Origin of the sequence: Pedobacter rhodius (assembly GCF_027213645.1) — a bacterium.
Lineage (GTDB): Bacteria > Bacteroidota > Bacteroidia > Sphingobacteriales > Sphingobacteriaceae > Pedobacter > Pedobacter rhodius.
The window spans coordinates 62,876-89,718 of the sequence record NZ_JAPWGL010000002.1; the positions used below are offsets into that span (position 1 = coordinate 62,876).

The window sequence follows — 26,843 nt, forward strand, 5'->3', positions numbered from 1 at the left end:
GAAGACAACTCCCCTTTAGGGTGTTGGGGGGTTGGGCATTATCTTCCCTGGGTTTAAAATCCCGTTCGGGTCGAAAACATTTTTAATGCCCCGCATTAGGTTCAAATGTATTTCGGAATATTTAATTGGCATGAATTCTTTTTGAACCAAACCGATTCCATGTTCTCCCGATAAAGTTCCACCCAAAGCAGTTGTGAGTTCAAATATTTCAGCGATGCCAAATTTGAGCTTATCTTTCCAATCTTCATCACTCATTCCGGCTTTGATAATATTTACATGGAGATTTCCGTCACCTGCGTGACCATAACAAACACTTTCAAAACCATATTTAGAGCCAATCTCTTTAATTCCATTAATTAATTTAGGTAGAGCCGCACGAGGCACAACTGTATCTTCTTCTTTATAAACCGAATTGGATTTTACGGATTCGGCCATCGTGCGGCGCATACGCCATAACTCTTCCTTTTGCGATGCCGTATCAGCGAATAAAACTTCTGTACAATTGTGTTCTTCTAAAACGATATTCGTTTTTTCACAGTTTTTGAAGATGTCGTCCAAATCATCACCATCAAATTCAATCATTAATAAGGCAGCAACATCATCCTTTAAATCGAATTTTATGTCATCGAATTTAATTACCCACTCCACTCCTTTTCGCTCCATAAATTCCAGTGCTGACGGTGTTACACCTGCTCTAAAAATCGCTGAAACAGCTGCACAAGCATTTTCATTTGTGCTAAACGAACCCATCATCAAAACAGATTGACTTGGTTTTGGCAAGAGCTTGGTTACGATTTTTGTAATGACACCCAAAGTGCCTTCCGAGCCTATCATCAACTGTGTTAAATTATACCCAGATGCATATTTCAAAGTATTGGCGCCCGTCCAGATAATATCGCCATTTGGCAAAACAACTTCCAGATTTAAAATGTATTCGCGAATGGTTCCGTATTTTACAACCCGTGGTCCGCCAGAACCATGCGCCACATTACCGCCAATAAAACAAGAACCTTTGCTACTTGGATCAACCGGATAAAGCAGTCCCTTTTCGGCAACAGCGTTAATAAATTCCTCTGTAATTACGCCAGGTTCAACAGTTGCCTGAAGGTTTTCCGTATCTATTTCTATAATCGATTTGAATTTTTCCATAGATAATGAAATTCCGCCGTAAATAGGCAAAGCTGCGCCGCTCAAACCTGTTCCACCACCACGAGGGGTAACGGGAACGTTGTGCGCATTACAGATTTTCATTAAAGCCGAAATGTCATCTGGCGAGGTTGGTTTAACCACAACTTCAGGCTGGTAATGTAAATCTTCCGTTTCATCATGACTGTAATTAGCTAAGCTTTCCGTATCCGTAAACACTTTTTCTTCGCCTAAAGCGGATTTAATTTCTGCTAAAATCTCTGAATTTATTTTGGTGAAGTTCATTTCTACTTGGCTGGTGTATAGGATAATTTAACAAATGAATGCCCGATTTGCCCTGGCATTGGTGGATTTAATTTCTTCATACTAACATTTACGGTTTCCACGAAAGGATAAAGTTCGATGACTTTTGAAATAATATTGTTCAGAACCGTTTCTAAGAGTTTTTGTGTATTTTTCATTTCCTGTTGGATAATCGTGTTCAAATCTTCATAATTTACGGTTTGAGCAAGTTCATCATCGAAGCTTTGAGGAGTAAATACTGTTTCTAAATCAATAACAAAATGATTTCCAATTAGTTGCTCTTCTGGATAATAACCGTGCAAGGCAAAGCATTTTACATCTTTTAAGGCTACGGTTTGTTTGAATTGACTCATGTCTGTTTTGTATGCCGCAAAATTAAATTTTTATTCACGAATATCATGCCCCTTGTCGTAAATTGTTACCTTTGAAATGAACGCGATTTCTTAACCAGATAATACGATTAGATGAGCAAATCAGTAAAAAAAGACCTGTACGAGGCGCCAGATTACTATTTATTAGATGAATTGTTAACCGATGAGCATAAGTTAATTCGCTCAACAGCGAGGGAATGGGTTAAAAAAGAAGTGAGTCCGATTATTGAAGACTACGCTCAAAGAGCTGAATTTCCAAAACATTTAATAAAAGGCTTGGCTGATATTGGCGCTTTCGGACCAACTATACCGGTAGAATATGGCGGCGCAGGATTGGATTATACGGCTTATGGAATCTTAATGCAGGAAATTGAGCGCGGCGATTCGGGCATCCGTTCAACGGCCTCTGTTCAGGGCTCATTGGTTATGTACCCGATTTATGTCTATGGGAGTGAAGACCAGCGCAAAAAATATTTACCAAAGTTAGCCAGCGGCGAAATGATGGGTTGCTTTGGCTTAACGGAACCCGACCATGGCTCAAATCCCGGCGGGATGGTAACCAATATTAAGGACGCCGGTTCACATTATATTTTGAATGGTGCCAAAATGTGGATTAGCAATGCTCCTTTTGCAGATATTGCTGTGGTTTGGGCGAAAGATGAATCTGGGAAAATACGTGGAATGGTTGTTGAACGTGGAATGGATGGGTTTTCTACGCCTGAAACACATAACAAATGGAGTTTGCGGGCATCAGCCACCGGTGAACTGGTTTTTGATAATGTTCAAATTCCAAAGGAAAATATTTTTCCGGAAATCAGCGGATTAAAAGGTCCTTTAGGTTGTTTAAACCAAGCCCGCTATGGAATTGCCTGGGGTGCTTTAGGTGCGGCGATGGATTGTTACGATACAGCATTACGTTACTCAAAAGAAAGAATCCAGTTTGGAAAACCAATCGGAGGCTTTCAATTACAACAGAAGAAACTTGCCGAAATGGTTACAGAAATTACCAAAGGTCAGCTTTTGGTTTGGCGTTTAGGCGTACTCAAAAGTGAGAACCGGGCTACCTCCGAACAGATATCAATGGCAAAAAGAAATAGTGTTGAAATTGCATTGAATATAGCCAGAAATGCCCGCCAGATGCTTGGCGGAATGGGCATTACAGGCGAATACTCAATTATGCGCCACATGATGAACTTAGAATCTGTTGTCACATATGAGGGCACTCACGATATTCATTTGTTGATTACCGGGATGGATGTAACAGGGTTAAATGCTTTTAAATAAGGAGCAGGATTATAAAGATTTAAGGATGTTCATGATAGGGCTTGATATCAAGTAGTAAAAACAGTAATAATTTATAATTTAGTAGTTTAATAATAGTAAAAATATTTTCAGGCTAGATTTTTAAAACTATCATCTTCAAAAGCCTTAAATCCTGAAATCCGGAGTCCCTGTTGTTGTCGTTTTTCATTCCATTAATTTAGATAAAATGGATATTGAAGATTTAACTTATCGGATAAATGGCTGCGCCATGAAAGTTCATAACATTTTGGGGAATGGTTTTCAAGAAGTTATCTATCAACGATGCTTGGCTATTGATTAGAAAAAGCCGGAATAAAATTTAAAAGAGAAGTAGAACAGGAGATTTTTTATGATGGTTTAATTGTTGGTAAACGCAGAGCAGATTTTGTTGTTGAGAAATTGTTGACAGTTGAACTTAAAGCTTGTGTAAATTTAGAAAATCACCATTTAGCTCAGGCCAAAAATTATGTGGTCGCTTATAATTTCAATATCGGATTATTAATTAATTTTAGGGCGACAAGTTTACAATTTAAAAAGATTTACAATCCTGCTATTAATAAGTATAGATCAGGATTGAATAAGATTTAAGAATTTTGGTGATAATGCTTTCAAAGTATTAATTAAATACCGATTGAATTTTCTTGAAATATTATCTTAAAATCTTTGTTGAATATGAATAGTTTATCCTTAATAATAAAAAATATAAAATTATTGGATTTTATTTTCATGAACTATAATCCTGAGAATCCCTAAATCCTGAAAATCATGATACAGAATGGATTATAAAAAATACACCTACATACCAGCCACACCCGAAGAAGTTTATTTAGCACTTACAAAAGACATCAGCATTAAACTCTGGACTGGCGCTGAGGTAGAATTTGAAGAAAAACCTGGAACAGAATTTTCTTTTTGGGATGGTGATATCGTTGGCAAAAATATCGAATTTGAAACCAACAAAAAAATTGTACAACATTGGTATTTTGGCGAAGATGCTGAACCATCAATTGTTACAATCAAGCTTCACGAAGATAAAAAAGGAACGTCATTAGAGTTTAAACAAACCAATATTCCTGAAGAAGACTATAAGGATTTTACAGAGGGAATAGAAGAATATTTTATCGGTGGCTTAATCGATTTCTTTGACGAATAAAACATAAAGTTACTCCTGCTGTTTAGATTTTAATCAATATACAAAATCATGAACAAGACCTTAGGACTAATATTAATCATTGTTGGAATTGCAATGCTGGTTTGGACTGGCTTCACTTATACCAAAAAAGAAAAAATTGTTGATGCCGGTCCGATTCAAATATCGGCTGATAAAGAAAAATCCGTGAACTGGCCGCCTTATGCTGGTGGGATAATTTTAGTAGCGGGTGTTTTTGTATTTGTAGCGTCGAAGAGGAAATAATATTATAGGCCATCATTTCTAAGAAGCTTTCCGGCCAATTAAACAATCTTCCTTGCTGTAAATTAATGATGTTACGGTAAAAAAAAATTCTTGATTGCAGTATGCAGATTTTATACCATAGCATAATCCAACGCTTCTGTTGAAGAAATGAAGACCTTAAAAAAAGTCTTTTAATAGACCACGAAGCCTGTGCTGATACGATAGCTATCGTATCAGCACAGGCTAAACTTAATGATATAAGATTCAAGAATGATTGCGGCCTGTAATGCATGAGCAACAACCCCTATTTCCCCCCCACATTCACTACAACACCAATGGTAAAAATTGAGTTCCCGGCAGACATATATTTCCTGCTTTTTAGGCCAATATTGCTGCTTGTCGTATACTGAAGCTGAACATTTTTACTCAATCCCATTCTGGTAAAGAAAATTGGTTCAAAGAAAATATTGTCTTCTTTAGGCTGAACTACATTATTTATGAAGAACCTATCCATTGTAACATGACTGATTCTCAACGCTGTTCCGTAATTTATCGGGAAATCGGTTCCGAAAAGGTGTAAATTATTTTTACGTTTGGAACTGTAGTTTACTTGTAAGAATGATTTTCTGTAATCAACTTCCTGAACATCATTGCTGACCAGGATATCATTTTTATAATCACGGAAAGTAATATCGCTCCAACCCTTTCCAACACCACCATAAATTTCTATAATCCTGTTATTATCCGGTCCAAATGTATCGAAATAACCGCCTCCAATCTCAATTAACTTATGTCCGAAATCTTTGCTTTTTCTTTCATTACTCATCGTTGAACCACTAAAAAGCACTCCTACATGATTAGACACGGCATATGCGCCGTTAATACTTGCGTTTCCTTTAAGCGAGATATGTCCGCCTCCACTAAACTCACCTTGTTTACTAAGCATTGGTGTATTAGGAACATTAGGCATATAAACCGAAGAACAACTGCTGGCAAAAATCGCTAAAATTGGTAAAGCTAAACGTAAGTATTTATTCATAGATGATTTATAAACAGATTTTCAAGACAAAAATTGTGCTACAGGCTTCATTTTCATAAAATCCATTACCCTTATGAATTCAGTATGCAGATTTGCTTTAAGGTGAATGCTTTGAGAGGTTTTAGGGTGAATAAAACTTAATTCAGATGCGTGCAACAGCATCGTTGTCATATTCCATTGTTCCAGAAATAATTTATTTTGCTTATTGCATCCATGTGTTCTGTCGCCGATAATCGGATGAAGGATGTGACTGAAGTGCCTTCTTAACTGATGCATTCTTCCGGTTTTGGGTGTCGCTTCAACTAAGGAATATCTTGATGTGGGATGCTTGCCAAAAGCCACATTAATTTCTGCTTTTTGCAGTGTTCTAAAAGATGTAAAAGCGTCTTGCATCGTACCATTTTCCTTTGCCAACGGATAATCAATATCCATTATATCAGGCGTAAAACCCCGTAAAATGGCTAGGTATTTTTTGCCAGTTTCTGAATTCATAAATTGTTGATGCATAGCGATTTCAGATTCCTTATCAAAAGCAAATAATAATATACCGCTTGTCTTTCTGTCAAGACGGTGTACAGGACTTACGTGCCTACCTACCTGATCACGAAGCATCTGTAGTGCAAATTCTGTGGCATCTCTGGCAATAGATGATTGATGAACCAATAAACCGTGCGGCTTATTAATTGCGATTAAATATTCATCCTGATAAATTATCTCCAACATGCGGCGAAGATAAGGATATTGGATTAAGTAAATAAATTAAAAGCTAACCGGTACGTATTACAATGCGCATCAACAATATCTTTAATATCTGCGGAATAACCTCCGCCCATACTGACCTGCAACGGGATATTTTTCGTCTTACAAGCCTGTAATACAATATTATCCCGCTCTTTGCAGCCAGTTTTAGTTAAGGAAATTTTACCTAGCTTATCTGTTGCAAGCACGTCAACACCAGATAGATAAAAAACAAAATCCGGTTTGGAACGCTCGAAAGCCTTCTTCAAATTTTTTTCTAATAAGGTTAAATATTCTTCGTCCTCAACGCCGTCAGGTAGTGGTACATCAAGATTAGATCGTTCTTTTCTAAACGGGAAATTCTTATCACCGTGCATAGAGAACGTAAACACCCGGGGTTCGTCTTGAAAAATTTCAGCTGTCCCATTTCCCTGATGGACATCTAAATCAATAATTAAGATACGCTTACTTAATTTTCTATTTAATAGATAATTAGCAGCAATTGACTGGTCATTCAACAGACAAAACCCCTCGCCCCAGTTCGTTCCGGCGTGATGTGTTCCTCCTGCGACGTTAAAGGCAATTCCATTATCCATGGCAAACTGAGTTCCGTCGATAGTGCCTTGCGTAATCCTTAATTCACGTTCAATCAATTCTGCATTTAGCGGAAAACCAATCCTTCTTTGTTCTTTGGCAGGTAAGGTTAAACTTCTCAATTGTGCCCAATAATCTTTATTATGGGTGAGCAGAACGATACCTTCATCCACGGGCTCAGGTTGAAATAAATTTTCCTGTTCTATGATACCCTCATGGAGTAATTGTTCCGGAATCAATTCATATTTTAACATCGGAAAACGATGTCCTTCCGGAAGCGGATGAGCGTACAGGGGATGCCATGCAATTTTAATCATTTACTTAAAATCTCTTCAACATGTTTTTCGATATTATCGCAAATCTGATCAACCGGCAAATCATTCGCATCCTCCCCAAACGGGTTCTCTATTTCTTCAGCTATCAGCTCTAAACTCGCTAATACATAGAGGATAAAAGGAACAATTAGCACCAGGTAATAGCCTAAACTAAATACCCAGCCTATCGGAATGGTCAGCACGTAAACAAAGAGAAATTTCTTGATAAATACGCTATATGAAAATGGAATCGGTGTATTTTTAATTCGCTCACATCCACCGCAAATATCCGTAAATTGATTTACATCATTGGTTAAAACAATCAGTTGCTCGTTAGAAATCAGGCCTTTTGAAGTAAGCGCGTATAACCTTGAAATCATACTGCTGGCAATCTGATTAGGAATGTGTTTTCCGGCCTCTACTTCGATTAAAAAACTATTTTTACCAAAGTAAAGCTTCTCGCGCAGATGTTCTTTTAATGCAAAAGCATATTTAGGAATCCCATATTCAAAGAAACGTACATCATCATCGGGTAAGTTCAAAGCCTTGATTTTCATCGCAAAATTGCGACTTACATTTGTTAAAGCACCTAAAAGCTTACGGCCATCCCACCACCTGTCATAAGATGTGTTTGTTCTGAATACCAAAAGCATGGAAATCACAAAGCCAAGCAAACTATGCATCAAACCAATATTACTTACATAATCACTTTTAGAAAGTTTAAAAATATTAAGTTCCAAAAATGCGACAAGAGCCGAATAAATTGACACACTTATCATTAACGGCCACAGTTTTCTGAATGTATCTGCTTTATGGATATGAAATATGAATGTGAACCAATCTTTAGGGTTATAGTTAATCATCGAATTTTAGTTTAAAACTTTTCTGGTTACCTCAAGCAGTATTTGTCCGGTTTTGTAAATATCTTCAAATGAATTGTAAAGCGGTATCGGACTTAAACGAATCACATCAGGTTCGCGCCAATCGCCAAGCACATGATTTTCAACTAAACCATCAAAAATAAGCTTTCCCTGCTCTTTGGCAATGATGGAGAGCTGAGCACCCCTATCTTTAACATCCTTAGGCGTAATAATCTTATATTGCTCAAATCCTAAATTTATATTAACCTCATTTATAATAAATTCCAGGTAATTGGTTAAAGTTATACTTTTATTTCTTAATGGTTCTATGAAACCCGCTTGTTCAAAAAGCTGAAGCGATGCATGATACAAAGCCATCGGCATTACCTGTGTACAACTGATTTGCCAGCCATCTGCCCCTGCTTCCGGAATAAAACCTTTTTCCATTTTAAAACGCTTATTTTCCTGGTAACCCCACCAGCCTGCGAAACGATTCAGTTCTGTATTTCCGAAATGTTTTTCATGAACAAATATGCCACTTATACCTCCCGGACCTGAGTTTTGATATTTATAAGAGCACCAGCATGCAAAATCCACCTGCCAATCGTGAAGCTTAACAGGAACATTTCCGGCGGCATGTGCCAGGTCCCATCCTACAATTGCTCCAATTGAATGACCAGCGTTGGTTATTGCTTCCATATCGTACCACTGACCAGTGTAATAATTAATCCCTCCAAATAGAACCAAGGCAATTTCAGAACCGTTTTCTTCGATTTTAGCGATAATATCTTCAGTTCTTAAGATTTCCTCGCCCTCAAGAGGAAAAACCTCTAGGATCGCTTCTTTCGGGTCGAAACCGTGAAATTTAACCTGGCTTTCTATTGCATATTGGTCGGAAGGAAAAGCACCACCCTCCATAATGATTTTGAAGCGCTTTCCTTTTGGCTGATAAAAGCTAACCATCAATAAGTGGAGGTTCACCGTTAAGGTATTCATCGGACAAACCTCTGAAGGAAATGCACCAACAATCGGCGCCATTAATTTTTTGAGTTCTTTATGATAAAACATCCAGGGCTGATCTCCATCAAACCAACCCTCAACTGCATAATTAGCCCAGTTGTCTAACTGACTACCTAAAACTGCTTTTGCCACTTTAGGTTGCAAGCCTAAAGAGTTACCACATAGGTATATAAATTCTTTATTGTTATGCTTTGGAAATAAGAATTGATTTCTAAAATCCTTCAATTCATCAGCTTCGTCCTGCGTTTTCGCAAATGCCAAATTGTTTTCTAAATTCATCGCCTCAATATTAACAAAAAAAGCAGGTATTGTTGCCAAACCTGCTCTTAAAAAGAAGTGATGTTATTTAAAACTTCATTGTATCGTGTTTTCCTAAATCAGGTGTTTCGCCGGTAACAACCGCCTTTAGTATACTGAAAAGCACAACAATTTTAAATGATGAAGCATCCCAATATTCGGCTTCTTCAGGTGTAACTTTTATCAAAATTAACCTTGGGTCTTCGATTCCGTCAGGGAACCAGGCTTTAATAAACGGAGAGAAATAAGCTTCCTTCCTAACTTTATCATCAATCAATTCTGCCTTTCCTTTAACCGTTAAATAAGTGTTCTTTGATGGATCACTATAGGCTAAAAGAACGTTATCGTCTTTAGAAATTTCTTTAGATTTTAATGAGTATTCGTTTGTATAAAACCAGATACTGCCGTCATCTTCAATTTTTGCAGTGCCCATTGGCCTGCTTCCGAATTCCTCACTTGCTGAGAAAGTGGTAAACATACATGTTCTTACACTTTCTGCCATCTCTTTTAGAATTGCTATATTTTTCTCGTTTTTCATTTTATTAAGTATTTGTAAGAAAAACAGGATTTCAATAGAAATGTTTGAGTTGCTTAAGCCTTATTTGGCTTACTAACGTATTTATTGCCTTTCACAAAAAAACGCCAGGGCAGCAAAGCATGTTCTTTGGCATACGCAATCCCAACACGGGGACTCGCGATAATTTCATCATCCTGGTAACGGATTTGATGATCTTCAATCCAGATTTCATCAGCAGATAAATCCTTCGCATTAAAAGAACGATCGATACCCAACGCTTTTGCAGCAGAGCCCGGGCCTGAAGAAATCGCAGCTTTCGAAATTGGCATATTTCGCCTTTCTTCAATCAGCTCCTTACCTAATAACGGCTCTATTGCCCGTATCAAAACGGCATGAGGATCGTCCTTTACCGAACTTACCACATTAAAAAGATCATGCATCCCATAACACAAGTAAACATATGCAACACCACCCTGGCTATACATGGTTTCGGTACGATTTGTACGGCGACCGCCATACGCATGCGAAGCTTTATCCTTAATTCCAAAATAGGCTTCGGTTTCTACAATTATACCTGCAGATATTTTGCCGTCTATCTTAGTAAAAAGGACTTTACCAAGTAAATCTTTCGCAAGTTCAACGACATCTTCATTGAGGTAATAATCAGGAGATAATTTCACTCTTTTATCTAATGTTTTAATTTAATAAAACTGATATAATTTGCTCTAAATAAATTTGGTCTGTTGTATCAAAGTGACTTAAAAATTCACTATCAACATCTAAAACTCCAATAACTTCACCATTTTTAATTAACGGTAATACGATTTCAGATTTTGATGCAGACGCACAAGCAATATGACCTGGAAATTCATCAACATCGGGCACGATTAAGGTTTGCGACTGCGCCCATGATGCACCGCAAACGCCCTTACCTTTTTTTATTCTGGTACAGGCCACCGGTCCCTGGAAAGGCCCCAAAACCAATTCATCATTTTTAACAAGGTAAAAACCTACCCAGAACCAGTTAAACTGTTCTTTTAATGCTGCTGAAACATTCGCCATATTTGCCACAAAATCAGTTTCACCATACAATAATCCTTCTATTTGTGGAATTAATGATTTGTATTGATTTTCTTTAGACGTGTTTCTGGTTATGATTAAATCTTCTGCCATAGTTGACCAGGATTAAAGTATTTTAAGATTAATAGGATTACAGTAAGTAACAAAGTTAAGCAGGATTAAAGGATTTTAAGATATACATAATTATAATGACAAAATTTTGAAAACATGATAACAGTAATTTCATTAGTTTTGACGGAATTAACCACATTCAGCATGATTGTCGCTTTAACCATAACAAAGTTTCGAAACAGCACTATTCCTTTTGCATTTTTAGGTATGGCTGTTCTGCGTTTTCCATTATGGCTAAACAAACAATGCAGATTCTGGAAATTAATGGGAAGTGGAAAGGACGCTCAAGTTGATTCAGGACCCGATTTTAAGCACTGGGCAATACTAACAACATGGGACAGTAAATTAGATTGTGATAATTTCTATAAGCAATCTTTCCCAATAAAATGGTTTCGTTTCTTTGGAATGGAAGAGTTTACGATTTTACTTAAACCTTTATCTTCACATGGCTTATGGTCAGGTAAACAACCATTTATAGCAGATAAAAATGAAGTATCGTTAAACAAACGTGTTGCTGTTATCACCCGGGCGGCAATTCATTTTAAAAAGGTAAAAGAATTTAAAAGCAATATCAAGAGAGCGGCGATAGAAATGAGAAAGGCAGACGGTTATATTTTGTCAGCAGGCGTTGGTGAAAATCCTTTTCTTGATCAGGCTACTTTTTCCATCTGGGAGGACTTAGATAGCATGAAAAACTATGCTTACAAATCCGTTGACCATTCTGACATCATTAAACTCACCAGAAAACGTAAATGGTATTCGGAGGAACTGTTTGCACGTTTCGAAATAATTGAAAGCCAGGGAAGCTTAAATGGGCAATCCTTAGTATAAATCCAACTATTTAAATTTATTTACACAGCCATCATCCAACTAAAATTAAATAAATGAGAGTTATCGCAGAACTTCCGCACCCGAAGTGTAAAATATCAATCTTTTCCATGAACCAAAAATACATCGTAAAATTTGAACAGGGTACTTTTGAGCAGAGTTACAAATTAGCAGAGCTGGATCTGAGTGGAGGAGGTGTTAATGATGTATTCGAAATATTGGATGAAAATTTTATTGCCACCGTAATCGAACGATTTAAATTAATGCGAAAAGATTTTACTGCAGCCTACAAAAGACACCAGTTTTAACAAATGGTATTCTTAACTGATTGATTATCAATACTAAAAAGCCTAATTACGAATTTTATTTTGATTTTAAAGGCATTTAACGTACTTAAAATGCTCTTTATGTAATAATTTAGTTTAATATAACATACATAACTAACTGATATAAAGAAAAATAAATTAGTCAACAAAATATTATTTTGAACCTCGTTTTTGCCAAATAAATGGGAAGTTTAGACGTTTAGCATATTATTTGGAAGAATTAACAGGTTTTAATTAGTTTGGTTTTCAGAAACTTATCGTGAATTAAATAACCATTAAATTAGTAGATAACAAAAAATAGTTATGATACAGAGTTAGCCTGCAATAAGCGAAGTCGATTGAAGGGCAACTATTATATGATATCGATTATAAAAAGATCTTCGTCAGTTTACCATTTAAGCATTGTCAAATCGTCATCCGATAACTATCGGATTCGACTGTAGTGGAGAACTTGAAGTTTCTGAGAAGCAAAATCTTTGGAATTGTTTCCGGTTCAAAGATTTCTTCATTACGCTGCGCTCCATCCGATAGCTATCGGATCGAAATGACGATTTTCTTAATTAACCAAATTTATTTTGATTTTTATGAGATAAATTATCCCTCAGACTGACCTCACGATTCGCAACTTAATGACATTTACGGTAGGCAGGCAATCATTTGCGAAAGGAAATAAATTAACTCATGAAAGATTGCCACAGCCGATAAAGAATCAGCTTCGCATCCAATAGCTATCGAATCACGACTTTGATGATTTTTTTATCCTTTAACAGAAGAAATCACAATATCATGAACAACTACCCTATACCAGTTTTTAGAAAATTTTTCTACGGCATCTAAATGTGCTTTATCTTCCTGGTAAGCATTATGATCTTCAAGACTTGCGAAAGTAATTGTCAACGCATAAGTAAAAGAGTTATCTGTTACCGGACGAACCGGCGTATTTGCAGCCAAACCGTAATTAAGCGTTTTAATGTATTTGATAGGTTTCAAAGCCTCGAAAAATTGAGTAAAGTCGGCTATTTCCGTTTTTGTTAATTGAGGTTTTAACCAGAACATTACAAAATGTTGTATCTGGCCTGTTTCTGCGGTATTATTATCAGACATCATTTATTTTTTGAACGAATATATAAGGATTTTTTCCAAGCACAAAAAAAGCGGTCATTAAAAATGACCGCCTTGAATATATATTAAGAACTAATTAGTTTTTAGGCTGAACTCGTCCTGATTTTCTGTCTTCTCCTCTACCGATTAAGTAACCGCCACCAGCACCGGCCAAACCACCGATAATTGCACCACGGCCTTTTTTCTTATCGATTAAGGCACCGCCAACTGCACCAGCTGCTGCACCAATTACAGTACCTTTTGCGGCATCACTCCAGCCTTTTTTCTTAGCGGTTGGTTGTGTACCACCATACGAACTTGAACTACTTCCACCGGAGCTTGCATAAGATCTTGAAGATTTTGCACCTGCTCTACGGGCTGCTGCTAATTCGGCTTGTCGTTGTGCTTCCTCTGCCTGCTCCTTTTTTACAAGTTCTGCTTTTTTAAAGCTATCTAAGCGTAAACTATCTTTAACCGCTTTAACAGCTAATTCTTTTTCGGCTTGTTGTTGTTTAAGTGCTGCTTCTTCTTTTGCTTTATTATTACAAGCAAACATTACTGAACTCAAAGCCAATACGACTAATATCTTTTTCATAACTTTAATTTTTTGATTACTCTTTCTCAGCTACCTAACCTCACTCAGAAATTTCATTTGTGTTAAATGATTTAGTTAACTACAGATACTAAAGAAAAAATGATGCCAAATTGTTTTGAAAATTTAGAAATGCTAATATAAATCGATATACCAGAAGCCAGTTTCCTGAACTTTATCACTAACTGGTTGTGAGTCATCATCATCTTTAGCTGGTGTATTATAAGTCCGAAAAACCAGCTCTCCTGTTTGGAATACTATATTTTGCTTAAAAACCGGGCCTTCAAAGGCAAAGGTATGAAACTCACCATTTTCGCCGCAAGGATCAATTTCGGGGGGTAACTTATTGATTAATTTACTGTTGATAACTTTTCCGCAGATTGCTTTTAAATTTTGCTGCGCACAAACAATGATGGTTTTATAGTTCAGTTCAAGAAATTCATTAACCAGTTTAAGGGTGTCTTTATTCCACAAAGGAAATAAGGCTTCCAGACCGGCGTCTTCTAATTTGTTTTCACGGTACGTACGTAAATCCTGAAGAAAAATATCGCCAAATATGGAATGGGTTATGCCTTCTGCTTTAAATTCAGATAAATGCTGATGCATAACATTATCATATGTTTCCATATCAGGCATTTCCGGCAATCTGATTTGATGTAGCGGAATGCCGATACTTTCAGCTTGTTTTATCAATAAAGCTTCCCGAACACCGTGCATGGAAACCCGATTGTACTTTTCAGTAACTGTTGTAACCAAGTATTTGATTTCGATTGAAGGATCCTGCAATGCATAGTGAAGGGCCAGGGTGCTGTCTTTACCTCCGCTCCAGTTAAAAATGCAAATCTTTCTATTTCTCATTAAACAAGATTTCCTGGAGTTCCGCCACGCCTGCCACAGCATTTTTCTCGATACTGATTACATTCCTATATCGTTTTACATCCGGCATTTTAGGATCGATTATGTATTTCGGAGTAGTTGATGGAATGAAATCTATCAATCCTGCTGCCGGATAAACGGCTAAAGATGTTCCAATCAGCACAAAAATATCCGCTGTGCTGCAAATTTTGACCGCTACTTCAATCATGGGTACAGATTCGCCAAACCAGACAACATGCGGTCTCAGTTGCGAGCCTAACTCGCACAAATCGCCCATTTTAATTTCTGTGCCATTTACCGGATACGTTAAGCTGGACTTTCTATCAGACTGTGATTTGGTTATAATGCCATGAAGATGCGTCACCTTAGTCGATCCCGCCCTTTCATGTAAATCATCTATATTTTGCGTGATGATTTCGACATCGAAATCCTTTTCGAGCTCAGCAAGAATTTCGTGACCGCGATTTGGTTTAGCTGCCATAACCTGACGCCTTCTTTCGTTATAAAATTCCTGTACAAGTCCGGGATTTCTTTCCCAGGCTTCGGGAGTTGCTACATCATAAACATTATAACCTTCCCAAAGCCCGTCAGAATCCCGAAATGTTTTTAGTCCGCTTTCTGCGCTAATCCCGGCTCCGGTTAAAACAACTAGTTTCTTCATTATTTAAGTATGCCAATTTTAGAAAAATTAACAAATTTCTTGCTAATTCTTTCGTCCGCTTTAAAAATTTCAGGATGAAGCATACAAGCTAAAGATTCGATTCCATCAACTAAAGTACCTACACTTGGTTGGGTAAACATATCAAAATCTGCCAGGTAAACCTGATTTGTTTTAACTGCTTCCAAATTATCCCATCCTTTTTTTGAAGTTAACAAGCTCATTTCTTCTATGCTTCTGCCAACATCAAATCCACATGGGGTAATTACAAGCACTTCAGGATTGTATTTTAGAATTTTATCCCATTGGGTAACAATGGAATCCCCTGCCGGATTAGAAAGCATATCTACGCCCCCGGCAGCTGCAATCTGAAAAGGAATCCAATGCCCGCAATTGTATATTGGCTCAATCCATTCCATCAGCATAATGCGTTTAAGTGGTGCTTTGTTTGCTCTCAGTTCATCAAGAATGTAATCGGTTTTCTGCTGAAGCATTGCCAGGTAGTTTAAAGCAACTTCCTCCTTACCCATCGCTCTGGCAATTGTTATGGCACATTCGTAAACATCCTGTAGGTTATTTGGGGATAACGGCACAAGCGTTGGTTGTTTACTTAATTTCATTACAGCCGTTTCAGTACAGACGGTATCTATATTACAAACCTCACAAACATCCTGAGTAAATACGATATCGGGCGATATACTTTCCAGCAATTCATCATCAACCCAATACAAACTTTTGCCCTGTGCTTTCGAAGCAGAGAAAATTTTGTCGATTTCAATGCTCGAATAATTTTTACCTTCTAATACACAACGGACAATTTTAGGCATTTCAGCCGCCTCTTTAGGGCATTCGAAAGTTACGCCGTAAAGGTATTCCTGCAAGCCCATATCGTAAATCATTTTGGTAGCAGCAGGTAAGAATGAGACAACTTTCATGTAATGGAAAATGTAATGATGTAAAATGGATGATGTTTATGGGTTCTAATACCTAAGGTATTAAATTGTCGTATCAGTTTAAAGATAAAAAAAATCCCCTTTTGAAATGAATCAAAAGAGGATTAATCTAATAATTTTAAAAATTAAATTTTCTGCGTTTGCAGTTTCAGCACCGGATATTTTGCTTTTAAAATTTCAAAAGCACCGAAAAGCAAAGCACCATAAATTATTGTTCCTTCTAAAAACCTGATTTCGAATGGTATTGCTTTTTCTAAAACAAGCCAAAAACCGGCTAAATCTTGTGTGTAAGCAGGGTTTTTAAACCAAATCGGAAAATCAGTTACAATCCAGTGGATTAAAACAATAACCAGCGTTGAAGCTAAAAGATTAACGATATTAATGTTTTTCAGCATCACTCTGCCTACTAAAACCATTAAAGCAAACGCTAAATAAACCCAATACCAGCCTTCATATAAAAAGCCGTTGCTGTATTTGCTAAAAATGGTAGTCGATAAAACAAAGTCGCTCAAAAATAAACTCAATAGTGGAAATGAAAAAGCCTTTAAGTTATCTTTAAAATAAGCACCGCCAAATAAAGCAACTGCTCCTATCGACGAGAAATTGGCAAATTTCAGTTCATCAGAATTGAATGTAACCAGCAATCGGAAAGCCGTTAACGCCAATATCATTAATAATAAAACTAATGTGCGTGGGTTGAATTTTAAATGAGCCATTTTTATCCTATCAAGTATTTAAGTATCGAATATCAAGTACCAAGTATTAAGTAAGGAGCTGGTGTTTAATATATTTTAAATCTTAAACAATGCTTCCATATAACACAAAGTTAAATTTTATTAACGGATATTAAAAGTAACACCCGTATTAAAGTTAAAACCTAAGCTATTATAGCCAATAATCTCGTTATATTTTTCATCCAAAATATTTTTTGCATCGAAGAATAGTTTAACGCGCTTATTAAACAAAGCGTATTCCACATAGGCACCAAGCAATTTATAGGCTGGTAAAGTATCAACGGTATAAGTACTGAAATTTCCATCTGTACGGTTACCGAAGTAGCGGTAATTTGCACTTACGAATAAATTACTTGTTGCTTGTATACCGGCATTTATACCAAAAGTATGTTTTGGTCTGCGGAAAAGGTAATCGGCAATGGCGTTATCTACGAAGTTGAATTCATTTCCTTCAACATACGCATAGTAACCGTTAAAATTAAATTTACCAAGCTTAACAGCTGGCTCTACCTCAAATCCTTTGGTTTTCTGGCTTACCTGATTTACATAACCTGCGGGGTAAGCATAAATTATCGCGTCAGTTAAATCGCGTTTGAAGCCGGCAACACGTAATGAGAATTTATCATCAGCAAAACTGAAATTAACACCGGCCTCATAATTCTGTGATTTCTCTGGTTTCAAATTTAAATTAGCCCCAAACTGGCCGAAAAGCATATTCAAGGTTGGCACTTTGAATGCTGTTGAAACTGTTCCGAAAAGTTTAATTTCTTTAATTATATTAATGGTTGGCGTAATCGAATAGGTATAGTTTTCACCGTATTGTTCGTGTTTATTGTAACGGCCACCAACTTCTAAGTTAAATATACTTAAATCGTGTAAAAATAATGAACCATAAGCCGCGAAGATATTTGCTTTAGGATTTGAACCTGTAGCGGTTAATTTCATTACACGGTTATCAATACCCACCAGTAAATCTAATTTGTTATTTAATTTTTGATTATAAAACAAATCGATTAGGTTCACTTTGCCCTGGCTAAAGCTTGGAAAAGAACTATGTGAATCATTAGACGTATTTTCGTAACTGTAATTCAAGGTAATTTTCCCGGTCTCGAATTCATATTTTGAGTTTGTACCAGCTGCAACATTTTTTATAATTGAATAGTTTCCGGCATCTTTAAAGGCACCGCCATCAAAACTATAATTTCCGTAATAATAGCGTACAAAGGGGTTTACGGAGAAATGCTTGTCTAATTTAACGCCGAAATTTGCGTTTAGAGCACCTGTTCTAAAGCCATCTTTGTCAAATTCAGCATTATTGCCAACAGGGTTTGCCGCTTCAGAAATACCATTAGTCTTATTTTGAGTATAGTTCACATTATAAGTAAAACCTTCAACACCACCGTTTAAACCAATAGTTCCTTTGTAGCTTTCGTAACTGCCGGCACTTGCAACACCATAAATTGTGTTGCCTTTAGGTCCGCCCTTTTTGGTAATGATATTAATTACGCCGGCAACAGCGTCAGAGCCGTAAATGGTCGACTGGCCGCCTCTTAAAATTTCGATGTGGTCAATCTGGTCGATAGACAGTAACCTTAAATCGAAAGCGCCGCCATTTCCTGAAGGATCATTTTGAACAATGCCATCAATTAAAACAACTGCGTAAGCGCTTCCTGCACCTCGAAAAAACACTGATTTGTTTAAGCCCGGATTACTGCTGGAGCCTGCAACAATAATTCCTGCCTGTTCACTGATTAAATCGGGAAGTGACTTTCCATGACTTCTCTCTAGAACTTCATTACTGATGATGGTAACAACTTTACCGGTTTGCGATTGTTTCTGATCATTTTTTGTTGCCGTAATAACAACATCTTTTAATTGCAAACTGTCTTGTGCGTTAGCCAACTGGCTAACTGTTAATTGTGCAAACCCCAGGCCTGCAGCAATTAAAATTCTTTTTTTGTTCATTTGATTGTGAGTTTTGCTCACAGCCAACAGATTAGGAAAGGAAATGAAAATACGAAAAACGTTAAGTACCTCAATCCTAGCTTCAATCCCCGAAAGCTATGAAATTATTCGCTAAGGCAGGTCTTCTGACTTACTCCCGGTGTTTTCTGCCTTCCCGTTTTTTTAAAAACAGTGGCTTTAGATTGAAATACCGTTATGGAGCTTACAGCTGCGGGACAGTTGCAGAATTACACTGCATTCCCTTTTAATTCCGGGTGTAAAGCCGGAAACCAAAAGCGCTGCAAAAGTAGTAAAATTAAGTAAGATGTAAAATGGATGATTGAAAATGGCTTTTTTAATACAAAAGACTAACTTTAAATATCAAATCTGAACTATGAAATTGTTTATTACATCCGCATTTTTTGCAATGAGTTTATCAGCAAGCGCCCAAAAAATCGATACCGTCTTTCTTAAAAAGTTAATGGAATCCAAGCCGGAGTTATTTAATGCTGTTTTAAATCATCCTGATAAAAACCAAATACAAATTTTATACACCCAGGTAGATCGAGGTGCAAAAAATAAACCTAAGTTTAAAAGTTACAGTTACAACTTAAATCCACACCATTATTTCTACCCGGCCAGTACGGTAAAACTTGCGGCTGTAATTTTTGCATTAGAAAAAGTTAACCGTTTAAAAAGCAGTGGATTAACATCAAAAAGCACAATGATAACCGATAGTGCTTATAAAGGGCAAACTAAAGTTACGAAAGATACATCGGCCAAAAATGGATTGCCATCCATCGAGCATTATATCAAAAAGATATTGCTCACCAGTGATAATGATGCTTTTAACCGTTTATTTGAATTTATCGGCCGTGCCGAGATAAATGAAAAACTCAAAAAGAACGGATTAAATAACAGCAGAATTTTAAATCGTTTAGCTATCGGCGATGCCGGTGAATGCGCTAAACATACTAACCCGATTAAATTTTATAATGGTGATAAATTGGTTTATGACCAGCCTGCAAAATACGACCCTAAAGAATATACTTTAAACCTAACGAATACAACAATGGGAAAAGGCTATTTGGATAGTACGGATAAACTGATAAACAAGCCTTTTAGTCTGGAAAATAAAAATGCATTTGCCATTAATGATCAGCAAAAATTAATGCAAAAACTAATTTTCCCGGAGGCTTTTGCTCCAAAGGAACGGTATAATTTAACACCTGAAGATTTTAAATTGATCTATACTTACATGAGTAAATATCCGACTGAAAGTGATTATCCGAAATATGATGCTAAAGCATTCTGGCCAACTTATGCTAAAATGCTTTATTATGGACGTGAACAAAACATAGATTTAGATCCGAACATCAGAATTTTTAATAAGTACGGCGACAGTTACGGCTATATAATTGATAACTCTTATTTCATTGATTTTAAGAATGGAATTGAATATTTTTTAACGGCGGTGGTTCAGAGCAATGAAGATGGAATTTTTAATGATAATAAATACGAGTATGAAACGGTTTGTTATCCTTTTATGAAAAATTTGGGCAAGGCAATTTATGAGTTTGAACTATCAAGAAAGAAAAACAAAAAGCCCGATTTAAGTAAATTTAAAATGGATTATAGGAAATGATAACTTCAATTCGACAATTGTTGTCTGGTTTAAATTGCTGATATTACTTCGTAATTCCTTCTCGCCTACCTAAATCTTTAAGTTAATTCCGGTCTGTGAGGACACAGACCGGGGATCAGTTTAGATTCGTCCGTCATTCTCGCGCAGGCGGGAATCCTAAAGCAATGATTTCTTTTTCGCTGGACATGGTCATTAAGTTTAGTTAGGTCTATAAATAAGTTGGTCAGAAAATTTTTTCCAAGCTGCTTAAATCAGGATTTTTAATCCTGTGGATTGAAAAATAATTTAACAGCGCATTAAGATTTCCGATTGCCCGGAAAAAGTATCAGGAATTATTAAAAAATAAAAAAGTCACGATTTGCATCGTGACTTTTTTAAAATATGATTGCCGCCGAAGCGAAAATTTCTATTTTACTGCATCAATTACAGCTTTAAAAGCTTCAGGGTGATTCATTGCTAAATCAGCCAATACTTTACGGTTCAAACCGATTTCTTTTGAAGCAAGTTTACCGATTAATTGAGAGTAAGAAATACCGTGCTGACGAGCACCAGCATTAATACGTTGGATCCATAATCCGCGGAATTCTCTTTTCTTAACTTTACGGTCACGGTATGCATATTGCAAACCTTTTTCTACTGTGTTTTTAGCAACAGTATAAACCTTACTTCTTGCTCCCCAATAACCTTTTGCAAGGTTAAGGATTTTTTTTCTTCTTCTTCTCGAAGCTACTGCGTTTACCGAACGTGGCATGTTGTTGTTGTTTTTTGGCAAGCGGCGTTCCGTTTAACCGGAAACTTAAAGCCTGATACCTGGTGAATTAATAAATTACTTTCCGATACAAAGCATACGTTTAACGTTACCCATATCTGCATCTGTTACCATGCTTGCATTTCCAAGGGCACGTTTACGTTTAGTACTCATCTTTGTTAAGATGTGACTTTTGTATGCGTTGTTTCTTTTGATTTTACCTGTTCCAGTAAGCGAAAAACGCTTTTTAGCACTGGAATTGGTTTTCATTTTTGGCATAACCTGTTTTTTAATTTATAAACCTATTTTTATTTTTTTGCTACTTTAGGCGCAACTGTCAGGAACATGCGTTTACCTTCTAATTTAGGTAATAACTCTACTTTCCCTACATCTTCCAAAGCCTGCGCAAATTTTAATAATAAAATTTCGCCCTGCTCTTTGTAAACAATTGCTCTACCTTTAAAATGCACATAAGCCCTAACCTTCTCACCATTCTCTAGAAAGCTTACTGCATGTTTCAATTTAAACTGGAAATCGTGGTCGTTGGTATTAGGACCGAAACGAATCTCCTTAATTACCGTTTGTTTAGCATTAGATTTAATTTCTTTTTGCTTTTTCTTCTGCTCGTAAACAAACTTACTGTAATCAATAATTCTACAAACCGGCGGTACGGCATTTGGAGAAATCTCTACCAAATCCAATTCCAGTTCATCAGCAAGTGCCAAAGCTTTAGCCAAAGGATAAATCCCCGGTTCAACATTATCGCCAGCCAAACGCACTTCAGGCGATTTAATGTACTGATTAATGTTATGTTCTGCTTCTTTTTTCTTAAAAGGCGGACGTGGTCCCCTGTTAAATCCTGGTCTTCCTAATGCCAAATTTGTATAAAATTAATTTTTATTTAAACTGTTATTTCTTTTAATAATAAGCCGCTGAACTCCTCCAGCGTCATTTCACCTAAATCACCCTCACCATGTTTACGGATTGAAATTTTACCTTCAGCCATTTCTTTCTCACCAATGATGAGCATATAAGGGATTTTTTTAACCTCCGCATCGCGGATTTTGCGACCGATTTTCTCATCACGAAAGTCGATCAGCCCGCGAATATCGGAATTATTTAGTTCATCTAAAACTTTTTTTGCATAATCTTCATATTTTTCTGAAATAGGAAGAATTATAAATTGCTCCGGACTTAACCATAAAGGGAAGTTTCCGGCACAATGTTCTATTAAAACGGCAACAAATCTTTCCAATGAACCAAAAGGCGCACGGTGAATCATTACCGGTCGGTGTTTTAGATTGTCACTGCCTGTGTATTCCAACTCAAAGCGTTCCGGCAAATTATAATCTACCTGAATGGTTCCCAACTGCCATCTTCTGCCTAAAGCATCCTTAACCATAAAATCCAGTTTAGGACCATAGAAAGCGGCCTCGCCATATTCAACAATCGTATTTAAGCCTTTTTCTGCAGCAGCTTCTACAATTGCACTTTCTGCCAGCTTCCAGTTTTCATCAGAACCAATATACTTCGACTTATTGTCCGGATCTCTTAACGAAATCTGTGCAGTATAGTTTTCGAAACCCAAAGATTTAAATACATAAAGTACCAAATCAATCACTTTTTTAAACTCATCTTTCACTTGTTCCGGCATGCAGAATAAGTGTGCATCATCCTGAGTAAAACCACGTACACGGGTTAAACCGTGCAATTCACCGCTTTGCTCATAACGATATACAGTACCAAACTCGGCAAAACGAACAGGTAAATCTTTGTATGAGCGCGGTTTGAACTTGTACATTTCACAGTGATGCGGGCAGTTCATTGGTTTTAAAAAGAACTCCTCTCCTTCCTGCGGTGTTTTTATCGGCTGAAATGAATCTTTACCATATTTATCCCAGTGACCGGAAGTAACATACAGATTCTTATTTCCGATATGAGGGGTAACCACCTGCTCGTAACCCGATTTTGATTGTGCTTTAGTTAAAAAATTAACCAAACGTTCACGCAGCGCCGTTCCTTTTGGTAACCACATTGGTAAGCCGGCGCCCACTTTTTCTGAGAACATGAATAATTCAAGTTCTTTGCCTAACTTTCTGTGATCGCGTTTTTTTGCTTCCTCAATCATCGCCAGATACTCGGTAAGCTCGCTTGCTTTTGGAAAAGTTACGCCATATATACGCGTTAACTGTTTTTTACTTTCATCACCACGCCAGTACGCACCAGCCACATTCATCAATTTTACGGCTTTAACAAAACCAGTATTCGGGATGTGCGGACCACGGCATAAATCAGTAAAAGCGCCCTGCGTGTAGAAAGTAATTTTTCCATCTTCCAAACCATCAATTAAGTCAAGTTTGTACTCATCGCCTTTTTCAGTAAAATATTTTATTGCATCAGCTTTGCTTACACTTTCACGGGTGAAAGTTTCTTTCTGCTTAGCCAACTCAATCATTTTAGTTTCGATGGCTTTGAAGTCATCAGATGAAAATTCTTTGTCGCCAAAGTCTACATCATAATAAAAACCGGTTTCAATTGCCGGACCAATGCCGAATTTTGTACCTGGATAAAGTGCTTCCAAAGCTTCAGCCATTAAGTGGGCGGATGAATGCCAGAAAGTAGATTTACCTTCAGCATCATTCCAGGTTAACAGTTTAACCGATGAATCAGCCTCGATTGGACGTGTTGAATCCCAAACCTGGCCATTTACTTCGGCGGCTAATACGTTTCTTGCTAAACCTTCAGAAATTGACAATGCAATTTGATGGGCAGAAGTGCCCTTTTCATACTGACGAACGGAGCCGTCAGGTAAAGTAATATTAATCATCTACAACTATGATTTTAACCCTAAACCCCCTATAGAGGACTTTAAAGTAGTTTATAAAAAAAAGTTAATTCCAAATCACATACAAAGTGATTTTATTTTGTGCAAAGATGTTGTTTTTTCAGCTGTAAAGCAAGTTTCAGCTGATTTGTAAATTATATTTATCTACTAAATAATATTTCTTTTTTATTTAAAATCCAGTTGACTTCGCTATAAATCTATCTTTCAAATATTTACGTAATGGAATATCCACAAAAACCATTACCAGGTAAGCGAATGCGATTAAAAGGCAAACTGAAATGGGTATAATGATTTTAAGTAACGACATTTCCGGTTTAACTACTGCAACATAGGTCAGAAAAACCCACACAAACGGATAGTGTGTCATGTACAACGGATAAGATATTTCACCCGAAAATTTACATATTTTCTCTAAGCCTGATTTAAGCGTCGCGCCTGCACCCAAAGCAACCAGAACAGGAAAATAGATCAATACGATTAACGGCTCTGTTAACCAGTTATACTTATCATTGAATGGAATTAAAAATGCTAAAAGCAACAAAACAGATACCCCGATAAAACCCAATCTGTTTTTAATTATCCAGTTAGAGCGATAAATAAGCATCCCTGCTAAAAAGGAATATAAAACCCTTGCGCTACCATCCCAGAAATTTGGCCCGCCCCATCCGCCACTCAGATTAGTCGATTTAAACGCAACGTAACAGATGAATATAACAGCAAGCAGGGTTATTCCTTGCAAAGTCTTCCTGCCCAGTTTACACAACACTAAAACATAAAATAAATTTGCGATGTATTCCCAGAATAGCGACCATGCAGGTGCATTTAAGTTAAATAAATTGAAAAATCGTTCCGGCATTATGGGATAAGGGATTAAGAAAGCAGAAGTTAGAAACAGCAAAGCCGTTTTTCCAAAGCCATAGGTTGAATAAAAATCGCTGTAAGGATCGAAAAGAAAAGTGAGCAAGCCCAAAACAGATCCAATTATAACTAACGGATGCAATCGTATAAGCCTGAGTTTTATAAATTGCAAAAAACCTACTTTTTCAATCCGGCTGTCATAGGCATAAGCAATTACAAAACCGGAAAGACAGAAGAAAAAATCTACCGCCAAATACCCGTGCGCGATGAAATTCTTGCTGTAATCGGTTATGGCAATTTCCATAAAATGAAAAATTACAACAGCTACAGCTGCCAGTCCACGCAATCCATCTAAAATTGCAAAGTGTTCTTTAGTTTTTAAAACTTCTTCTTTATTCATTGAATTAGCCAATACTTTTTTGTTAGATTATCCAATAATAAATAAATTAAACTATATGCATTAATTATGTCTCGAGATTGTTAGGAAAATATAAGCACAATTTAGTTCTAAATTTAAAAGCACAAAAAAGCCCGCTCATTACTGAGCAGGCCTTTAAATATTTCTATCGGAATTAAATTATCCCCCAAAGCCTCTTACAACAACGCCACCTGCACCGCCTGGTCTGCCGTTACCCCTGAAGCGTTTCATCATATTTTCCATTTTTAATTTATACTCCGCTTCAGTAATTGGAGTTGCTTTTTTAGGTGCAGTAACATCTTTAGTGCTAACCCCTCTGTATTCGATACTTTTTGCAATAGTATTGGTACCTCTTCCTTCAATGGCTAAAACTGCACCTTCTGTCCACATGTTAGGGTTAGGTGAAAAATCGAAACCTAAATCTGTAGTGTACCAAATGTGCGTTTCTTCAGTAACGTCTCTGTCCATATCTAAAATTTTCATAGACCTGGTTGATTTTACAATGGCCTCATGGCAGGTGAAACCTGCAATTTGTTTAGTTGCATTTGTCTTCACAACTTCAATTTTAGGCGGAGCAACTGGTTTTGCTTTAGTCGTATCATTTGGATTTTGATTTCTACCCATACCACCGCCGAAACCTAATCCTGCAGTTGCATTTAATTTTAAGCCACTTTGCATAATATAAGTTGTGTCGCTTAAGTCGAAAACTTCTACTAATTTTTTATCGGCAAATGTGTAATAATATTCTCTGTTACCACCTGCACCACCAAAGCCCCTCATCATGCGTCCCATTCCGCCGCCACCACCGCCAGCTCCATTACTGTCTTCTGTATCTTCTACAGGCATATAACTCGCATTTGTTGCGTTAAAAAGTAATTCAAAGTTCGATTTACTGCTCGATGGCATTCTTGCAGCCATTTGTTCCGGAATTTTAACACCGCTCGCCGCCATCATTGCAGCTGGGTCGATTGTGGTTTCAAACTGTATTGCTCCTGAAGTTTTCTTTTGTGCATTTGCCATTGATGCAAATGATAAAACGCCCAGTAAAGCGAAAAGTATTTTTTTCATTCTGTTTATATTTTGATTTTTAATGGTGATGAAGCGCTCATGGTTTTGTTTTAAAATTAGTATCTGGTAAACCATGATGGTTTCATTGTCCTGTGTTTTGTTGTTTAGATACGAAAGCTTGAAAAAGGTTTAACAAAGGTATTGCACATAGAACAATAAACTTG

31 protein-coding genes and 1 riboswitch are annotated in these 26,843 nt (G+C 36.9%); of the genes, 8 read left to right on the forward strand and 23 right to left on the reverse strand.

Translation table 11 applies throughout. The annotated features are described in order from the left end of the window. Window positions 1-15: 15 nt before the first annotated feature. Window positions 16-1,431 (reverse strand): FAD-binding oxidoreductase, encoded by a 1,416-nt coding sequence (locus O0931_RS05800; protein ID WP_269414622.1) that lies wholly within the window; start codon window positions 1,429-1,431, stop codon window positions 16-18. A 2-nt stretch (window positions 1,432-1,433) separates the two neighbouring features. Then, entirely contained in the window at window positions 1,434-1,802 is a 369-nt protein-coding gene (gene folB / locus O0931_RS05805) for a dihydroneopterin aldolase (protein WP_269414623.1), read from the reverse strand. Between the two features lie 111 nt (window positions 1,803-1,913). Between folB and O0931_RS05810 the strand changes: the two genes are divergently transcribed. The 5 genes from O0931_RS05810 to O0931_RS05830 all read left to right on the forward strand — a co-directional run bounded on the left by O0931_RS05810 (window position 1,914) and on the right by O0931_RS05830 (window position 4,536). Continuing rightward, entirely contained in the window at window positions 1,914-3,104 is a 1,191-nt protein-coding gene (locus tag O0931_RS05810) for an acyl-CoA dehydrogenase family protein (RefSeq protein WP_269414624.1), read from the forward strand. A gap of 247 nt (window positions 3,105-3,351) precedes the next feature. Continuing rightward, window positions 3,352-3,423 (forward strand): GxxExxY protein, encoded by a 72-nt coding sequence (locus O0931_RS05815; protein WP_269415427.1) that lies wholly within the window; start codon window positions 3,352-3,354, stop codon window positions 3,421-3,423. 41 nt (window positions 3,424-3,464) lie between these two features. Beyond that, window positions 3,465-3,710: a GxxExxY protein gene (locus tag O0931_RS05820; protein ID WP_331283620.1), complete on the forward strand. Its 246-nt coding sequence runs from the start codon at window positions 3,465-3,467 to the stop codon at window positions 3,708-3,710. A 187-nt stretch (window positions 3,711-3,897) separates the two neighbouring features. Next, complete coding sequence (locus tag O0931_RS05825) at window positions 3,898-4,275, forward strand: SRPBCC domain-containing protein (protein ID WP_269414625.1); 378 nt, start codon at window positions 3,898-3,900, stop codon at window positions 4,273-4,275. 48 nt (window positions 4,276-4,323) lie between these two features. Then, window positions 4,324-4,536, forward strand: a complete 213-nt coding sequence (locus O0931_RS05830) for a hypothetical protein (RefSeq protein WP_269414626.1) — start codon at window positions 4,324-4,326, stop codon at window positions 4,534-4,536. 283 nt (window positions 4,537-4,819) lie between these two features. On the opposite strand, the gene O0931_RS05835 is transcribed toward O0931_RS05830, so the two are convergent. The 8 genes from O0931_RS05835 to O0931_RS05870 form a co-directional block, all read right to left on the reverse strand. Continuing rightward, on the reverse strand, window positions 4,820-5,554 hold the full coding sequence (locus O0931_RS05835) for a hypothetical protein (protein ID WP_269414627.1): 735 nt from the start codon (window positions 5,552-5,554) through the stop codon (window positions 4,820-4,822). Window positions 5,555-5,575: 21 nt separating this feature from the next. Then, complete coding sequence (locus tag O0931_RS05840; RefSeq protein WP_269414628.1) at window positions 5,576-6,277, reverse strand: pseudouridine synthase; 702 nt, start codon at window positions 6,275-6,277, stop codon at window positions 5,576-5,578. A gap of 23 nt (window positions 6,278-6,300) precedes the next feature. After that, complete coding sequence (locus O0931_RS05845) at window positions 6,301-7,203, reverse strand: histone deacetylase family protein (protein WP_269414629.1); 903 nt, start codon at window positions 7,201-7,203, stop codon at window positions 6,301-6,303. Further along, on the reverse strand, window positions 7,200-8,063 hold the full coding sequence (locus O0931_RS05850; RefSeq protein ID WP_269414630.1) for a bestrophin family protein: 864 nt from the start codon (window positions 8,061-8,063) through the stop codon (window positions 7,200-7,202). The genes O0931_RS05845 and O0931_RS05850 overlap by 4 nt, the downstream gene beginning before the upstream one ends. 6 nt (window positions 8,064-8,069) lie before the next feature. Then, the gene (gene kynU, locus O0931_RS05855) at window positions 8,070-9,359 is read right to left on the reverse strand and encodes a kynureninase (protein ID WP_269414631.1); all 1,290 of its coding nucleotides are present in this window, start codon (window positions 9,357-9,359) and stop codon (window positions 8,070-8,072) included. A gap of 67 nt (window positions 9,360-9,426) precedes the next feature. Beyond that, on the reverse strand, window positions 9,427-9,915 hold the full coding sequence (locus O0931_RS05860) for a pyridoxamine 5'-phosphate oxidase family protein (RefSeq protein ID WP_269414632.1): 489 nt from the start codon (window positions 9,913-9,915) through the stop codon (window positions 9,427-9,429). Window positions 9,916-9,968: 53 nt separating this feature from the next. Next, entirely contained in the window at window positions 9,969-10,574 is a 606-nt protein-coding gene (locus O0931_RS05865) for a DNA-3-methyladenine glycosylase (protein ID WP_269414633.1), read from the reverse strand. A 16-nt stretch (window positions 10,575-10,590) separates the two neighbouring features. Further along, window positions 10,591-11,067, reverse strand: coding sequence for a GAF domain-containing protein (locus O0931_RS05870; protein WP_269414634.1), 477 nt, complete (start codon window positions 11,065-11,067; stop codon window positions 10,591-10,593). 114 nt (window positions 11,068-11,181) lie between these two features. Here O0931_RS05870 and O0931_RS05875 point away from each other — a divergent pair, with 114 nt between their 5' ends. Further along, window positions 11,182-11,916 (forward strand): DUF3291 domain-containing protein, encoded by a 735-nt coding sequence (locus tag O0931_RS05875; RefSeq protein WP_269414635.1) that lies wholly within the window; start codon window positions 11,182-11,184, stop codon window positions 11,914-11,916. A gap of 53 nt (window positions 11,917-11,969) precedes the next feature. Continuing rightward, complete coding sequence (locus tag O0931_RS05880; protein ID WP_269414636.1) at window positions 11,970-12,221, forward strand: hypothetical protein; 252 nt, start codon at window positions 11,970-11,972, stop codon at window positions 12,219-12,221. Window positions 12,222-12,995: 774 nt separating this feature from the next. Here the strand turns inward: O0931_RS05880 and O0931_RS05885 are convergent. The 7 genes from O0931_RS05885 to O0931_RS05915 form a co-directional block, all read right to left on the reverse strand. Continuing rightward, window positions 12,996-13,346 (reverse strand): Dabb family protein, encoded by a 351-nt coding sequence (locus O0931_RS05885; RefSeq protein ID WP_269414637.1) that lies wholly within the window; start codon window positions 13,344-13,346, stop codon window positions 12,996-12,998. Between the two features lie 91 nt (window positions 13,347-13,437). Next, window positions 13,438-13,935 carry a YMGG-like glycine zipper-containing protein gene (locus tag O0931_RS05890; protein ID WP_269414638.1) on the reverse strand — a complete coding sequence of 166 codons (498 nt, stop codon included), beginning with the start codon at window positions 13,933-13,935 and terminating at the stop codon, window positions 13,438-13,440. Between the two features lie 132 nt (window positions 13,936-14,067). Next, window positions 14,068-14,790: a Dph6-related ATP pyrophosphatase gene (locus tag O0931_RS05895; protein ID WP_269414639.1), complete on the reverse strand. Its 723-nt coding sequence runs from the start codon at window positions 14,788-14,790 to the stop codon at window positions 14,068-14,070. Continuing rightward, a complete protein-coding gene (locus tag O0931_RS05900; RefSeq protein WP_269414640.1) occupies window positions 14,780-15,469 on the reverse strand; it encodes an SIR2 family NAD-dependent protein deacylase in 690 nt (229 codons plus the stop codon). Before O0931_RS05900 ends, O0931_RS05895 begins: the two co-directional genes overlap by 11 nt. Continuing rightward, window positions 15,469-16,401: an ABC transporter substrate-binding protein gene (locus tag O0931_RS05905; protein WP_269414641.1), complete on the reverse strand. Its 933-nt coding sequence runs from the start codon at window positions 16,399-16,401 to the stop codon at window positions 15,469-15,471. The genes O0931_RS05900 and O0931_RS05905 overlap by 1 nt, the downstream gene beginning before the upstream one ends. A 143-nt stretch (window positions 16,402-16,544) precedes the next feature. Then, window positions 16,545-17,135, reverse strand: a complete 591-nt coding sequence (locus O0931_RS05910) for a DUF6580 family putative transport protein (RefSeq protein ID WP_269414642.1) — start codon at window positions 17,133-17,135, stop codon at window positions 16,545-16,547. A gap of 120 nt (window positions 17,136-17,255) precedes the next feature. Beyond that, window positions 17,256-19,118 carry a TonB-dependent receptor plug domain-containing protein gene (locus tag O0931_RS05915; protein ID WP_269414643.1) on the reverse strand — a complete coding sequence of 621 codons (1,863 nt, stop codon included), beginning with the start codon at window positions 19,116-19,118 and terminating at the stop codon, window positions 17,256-17,258. Window positions 19,119-19,216: 98 nt separating this feature from the next. Then, window positions 19,217-19,407: riboswitch (cobalamin riboswitch) on the reverse strand. A gap of 84 nt (window positions 19,408-19,491) precedes the next feature. Between O0931_RS05915 and O0931_RS05920 the strand changes: the two genes are divergently transcribed. Beyond that, complete coding sequence (locus O0931_RS05920) at window positions 19,492-20,742, forward strand: serine hydrolase (protein WP_269414644.1); 1,251 nt, start codon at window positions 19,492-19,494, stop codon at window positions 20,740-20,742. Window positions 20,743-21,148: 406 nt separating this feature from the next. On the opposite strand, the gene rplT is transcribed toward O0931_RS05920, so the two are convergent. From rplT to O0931_RS05950, 6 genes are all read right to left on the reverse strand, one after another. Next, window positions 21,149-21,493 carry a 50S ribosomal protein L20 gene (gene rplT / locus O0931_RS05925; protein ID WP_025144714.1) on the reverse strand — a complete coding sequence of 115 codons (345 nt, stop codon included), beginning with the start codon at window positions 21,491-21,493 and terminating at the stop codon, window positions 21,149-21,151. Between the two features lie 75 nt (window positions 21,494-21,568). Then, window positions 21,569-21,769, reverse strand: a complete 201-nt coding sequence (rpmI, locus tag O0931_RS05930) for a 50S ribosomal protein L35 (protein ID WP_056095711.1) — start codon at window positions 21,767-21,769, stop codon at window positions 21,569-21,571. 29 nt (window positions 21,770-21,798) lie between these two features. Further along, window positions 21,799-22,368 (reverse strand): translation initiation factor IF-3, encoded by a 570-nt coding sequence (gene infC / locus O0931_RS05935; RefSeq protein ID WP_056872808.1) that lies wholly within the window; start codon window positions 22,366-22,368, stop codon window positions 21,799-21,801. A gap of 23 nt (window positions 22,369-22,391) precedes the next feature. Continuing rightward, window positions 22,392-24,317, reverse strand: coding sequence for a threonine--tRNA ligase (thrS, locus tag O0931_RS05940; protein WP_269414645.1), 1,926 nt, complete (start codon window positions 24,315-24,317; stop codon window positions 22,392-22,394). A 187-nt stretch (window positions 24,318-24,504) separates the two neighbouring features. Further along, the gene (locus O0931_RS05945; RefSeq protein WP_269414646.1) at window positions 24,505-25,593 is read right to left on the reverse strand and encodes an acyltransferase family protein; all 1,089 of its coding nucleotides are present in this window, start codon (window positions 25,591-25,593) and stop codon (window positions 24,505-24,507) included. Between the two features lie 177 nt (window positions 25,594-25,770). Beyond that, window positions 25,771-26,679, reverse strand: a complete 909-nt coding sequence (locus tag O0931_RS05950) for a hypothetical protein (protein ID WP_269414647.1) — start codon at window positions 26,677-26,679, stop codon at window positions 25,771-25,773. Between the last annotated feature and the right edge of the window lie 164 nt (window positions 26,680-26,843).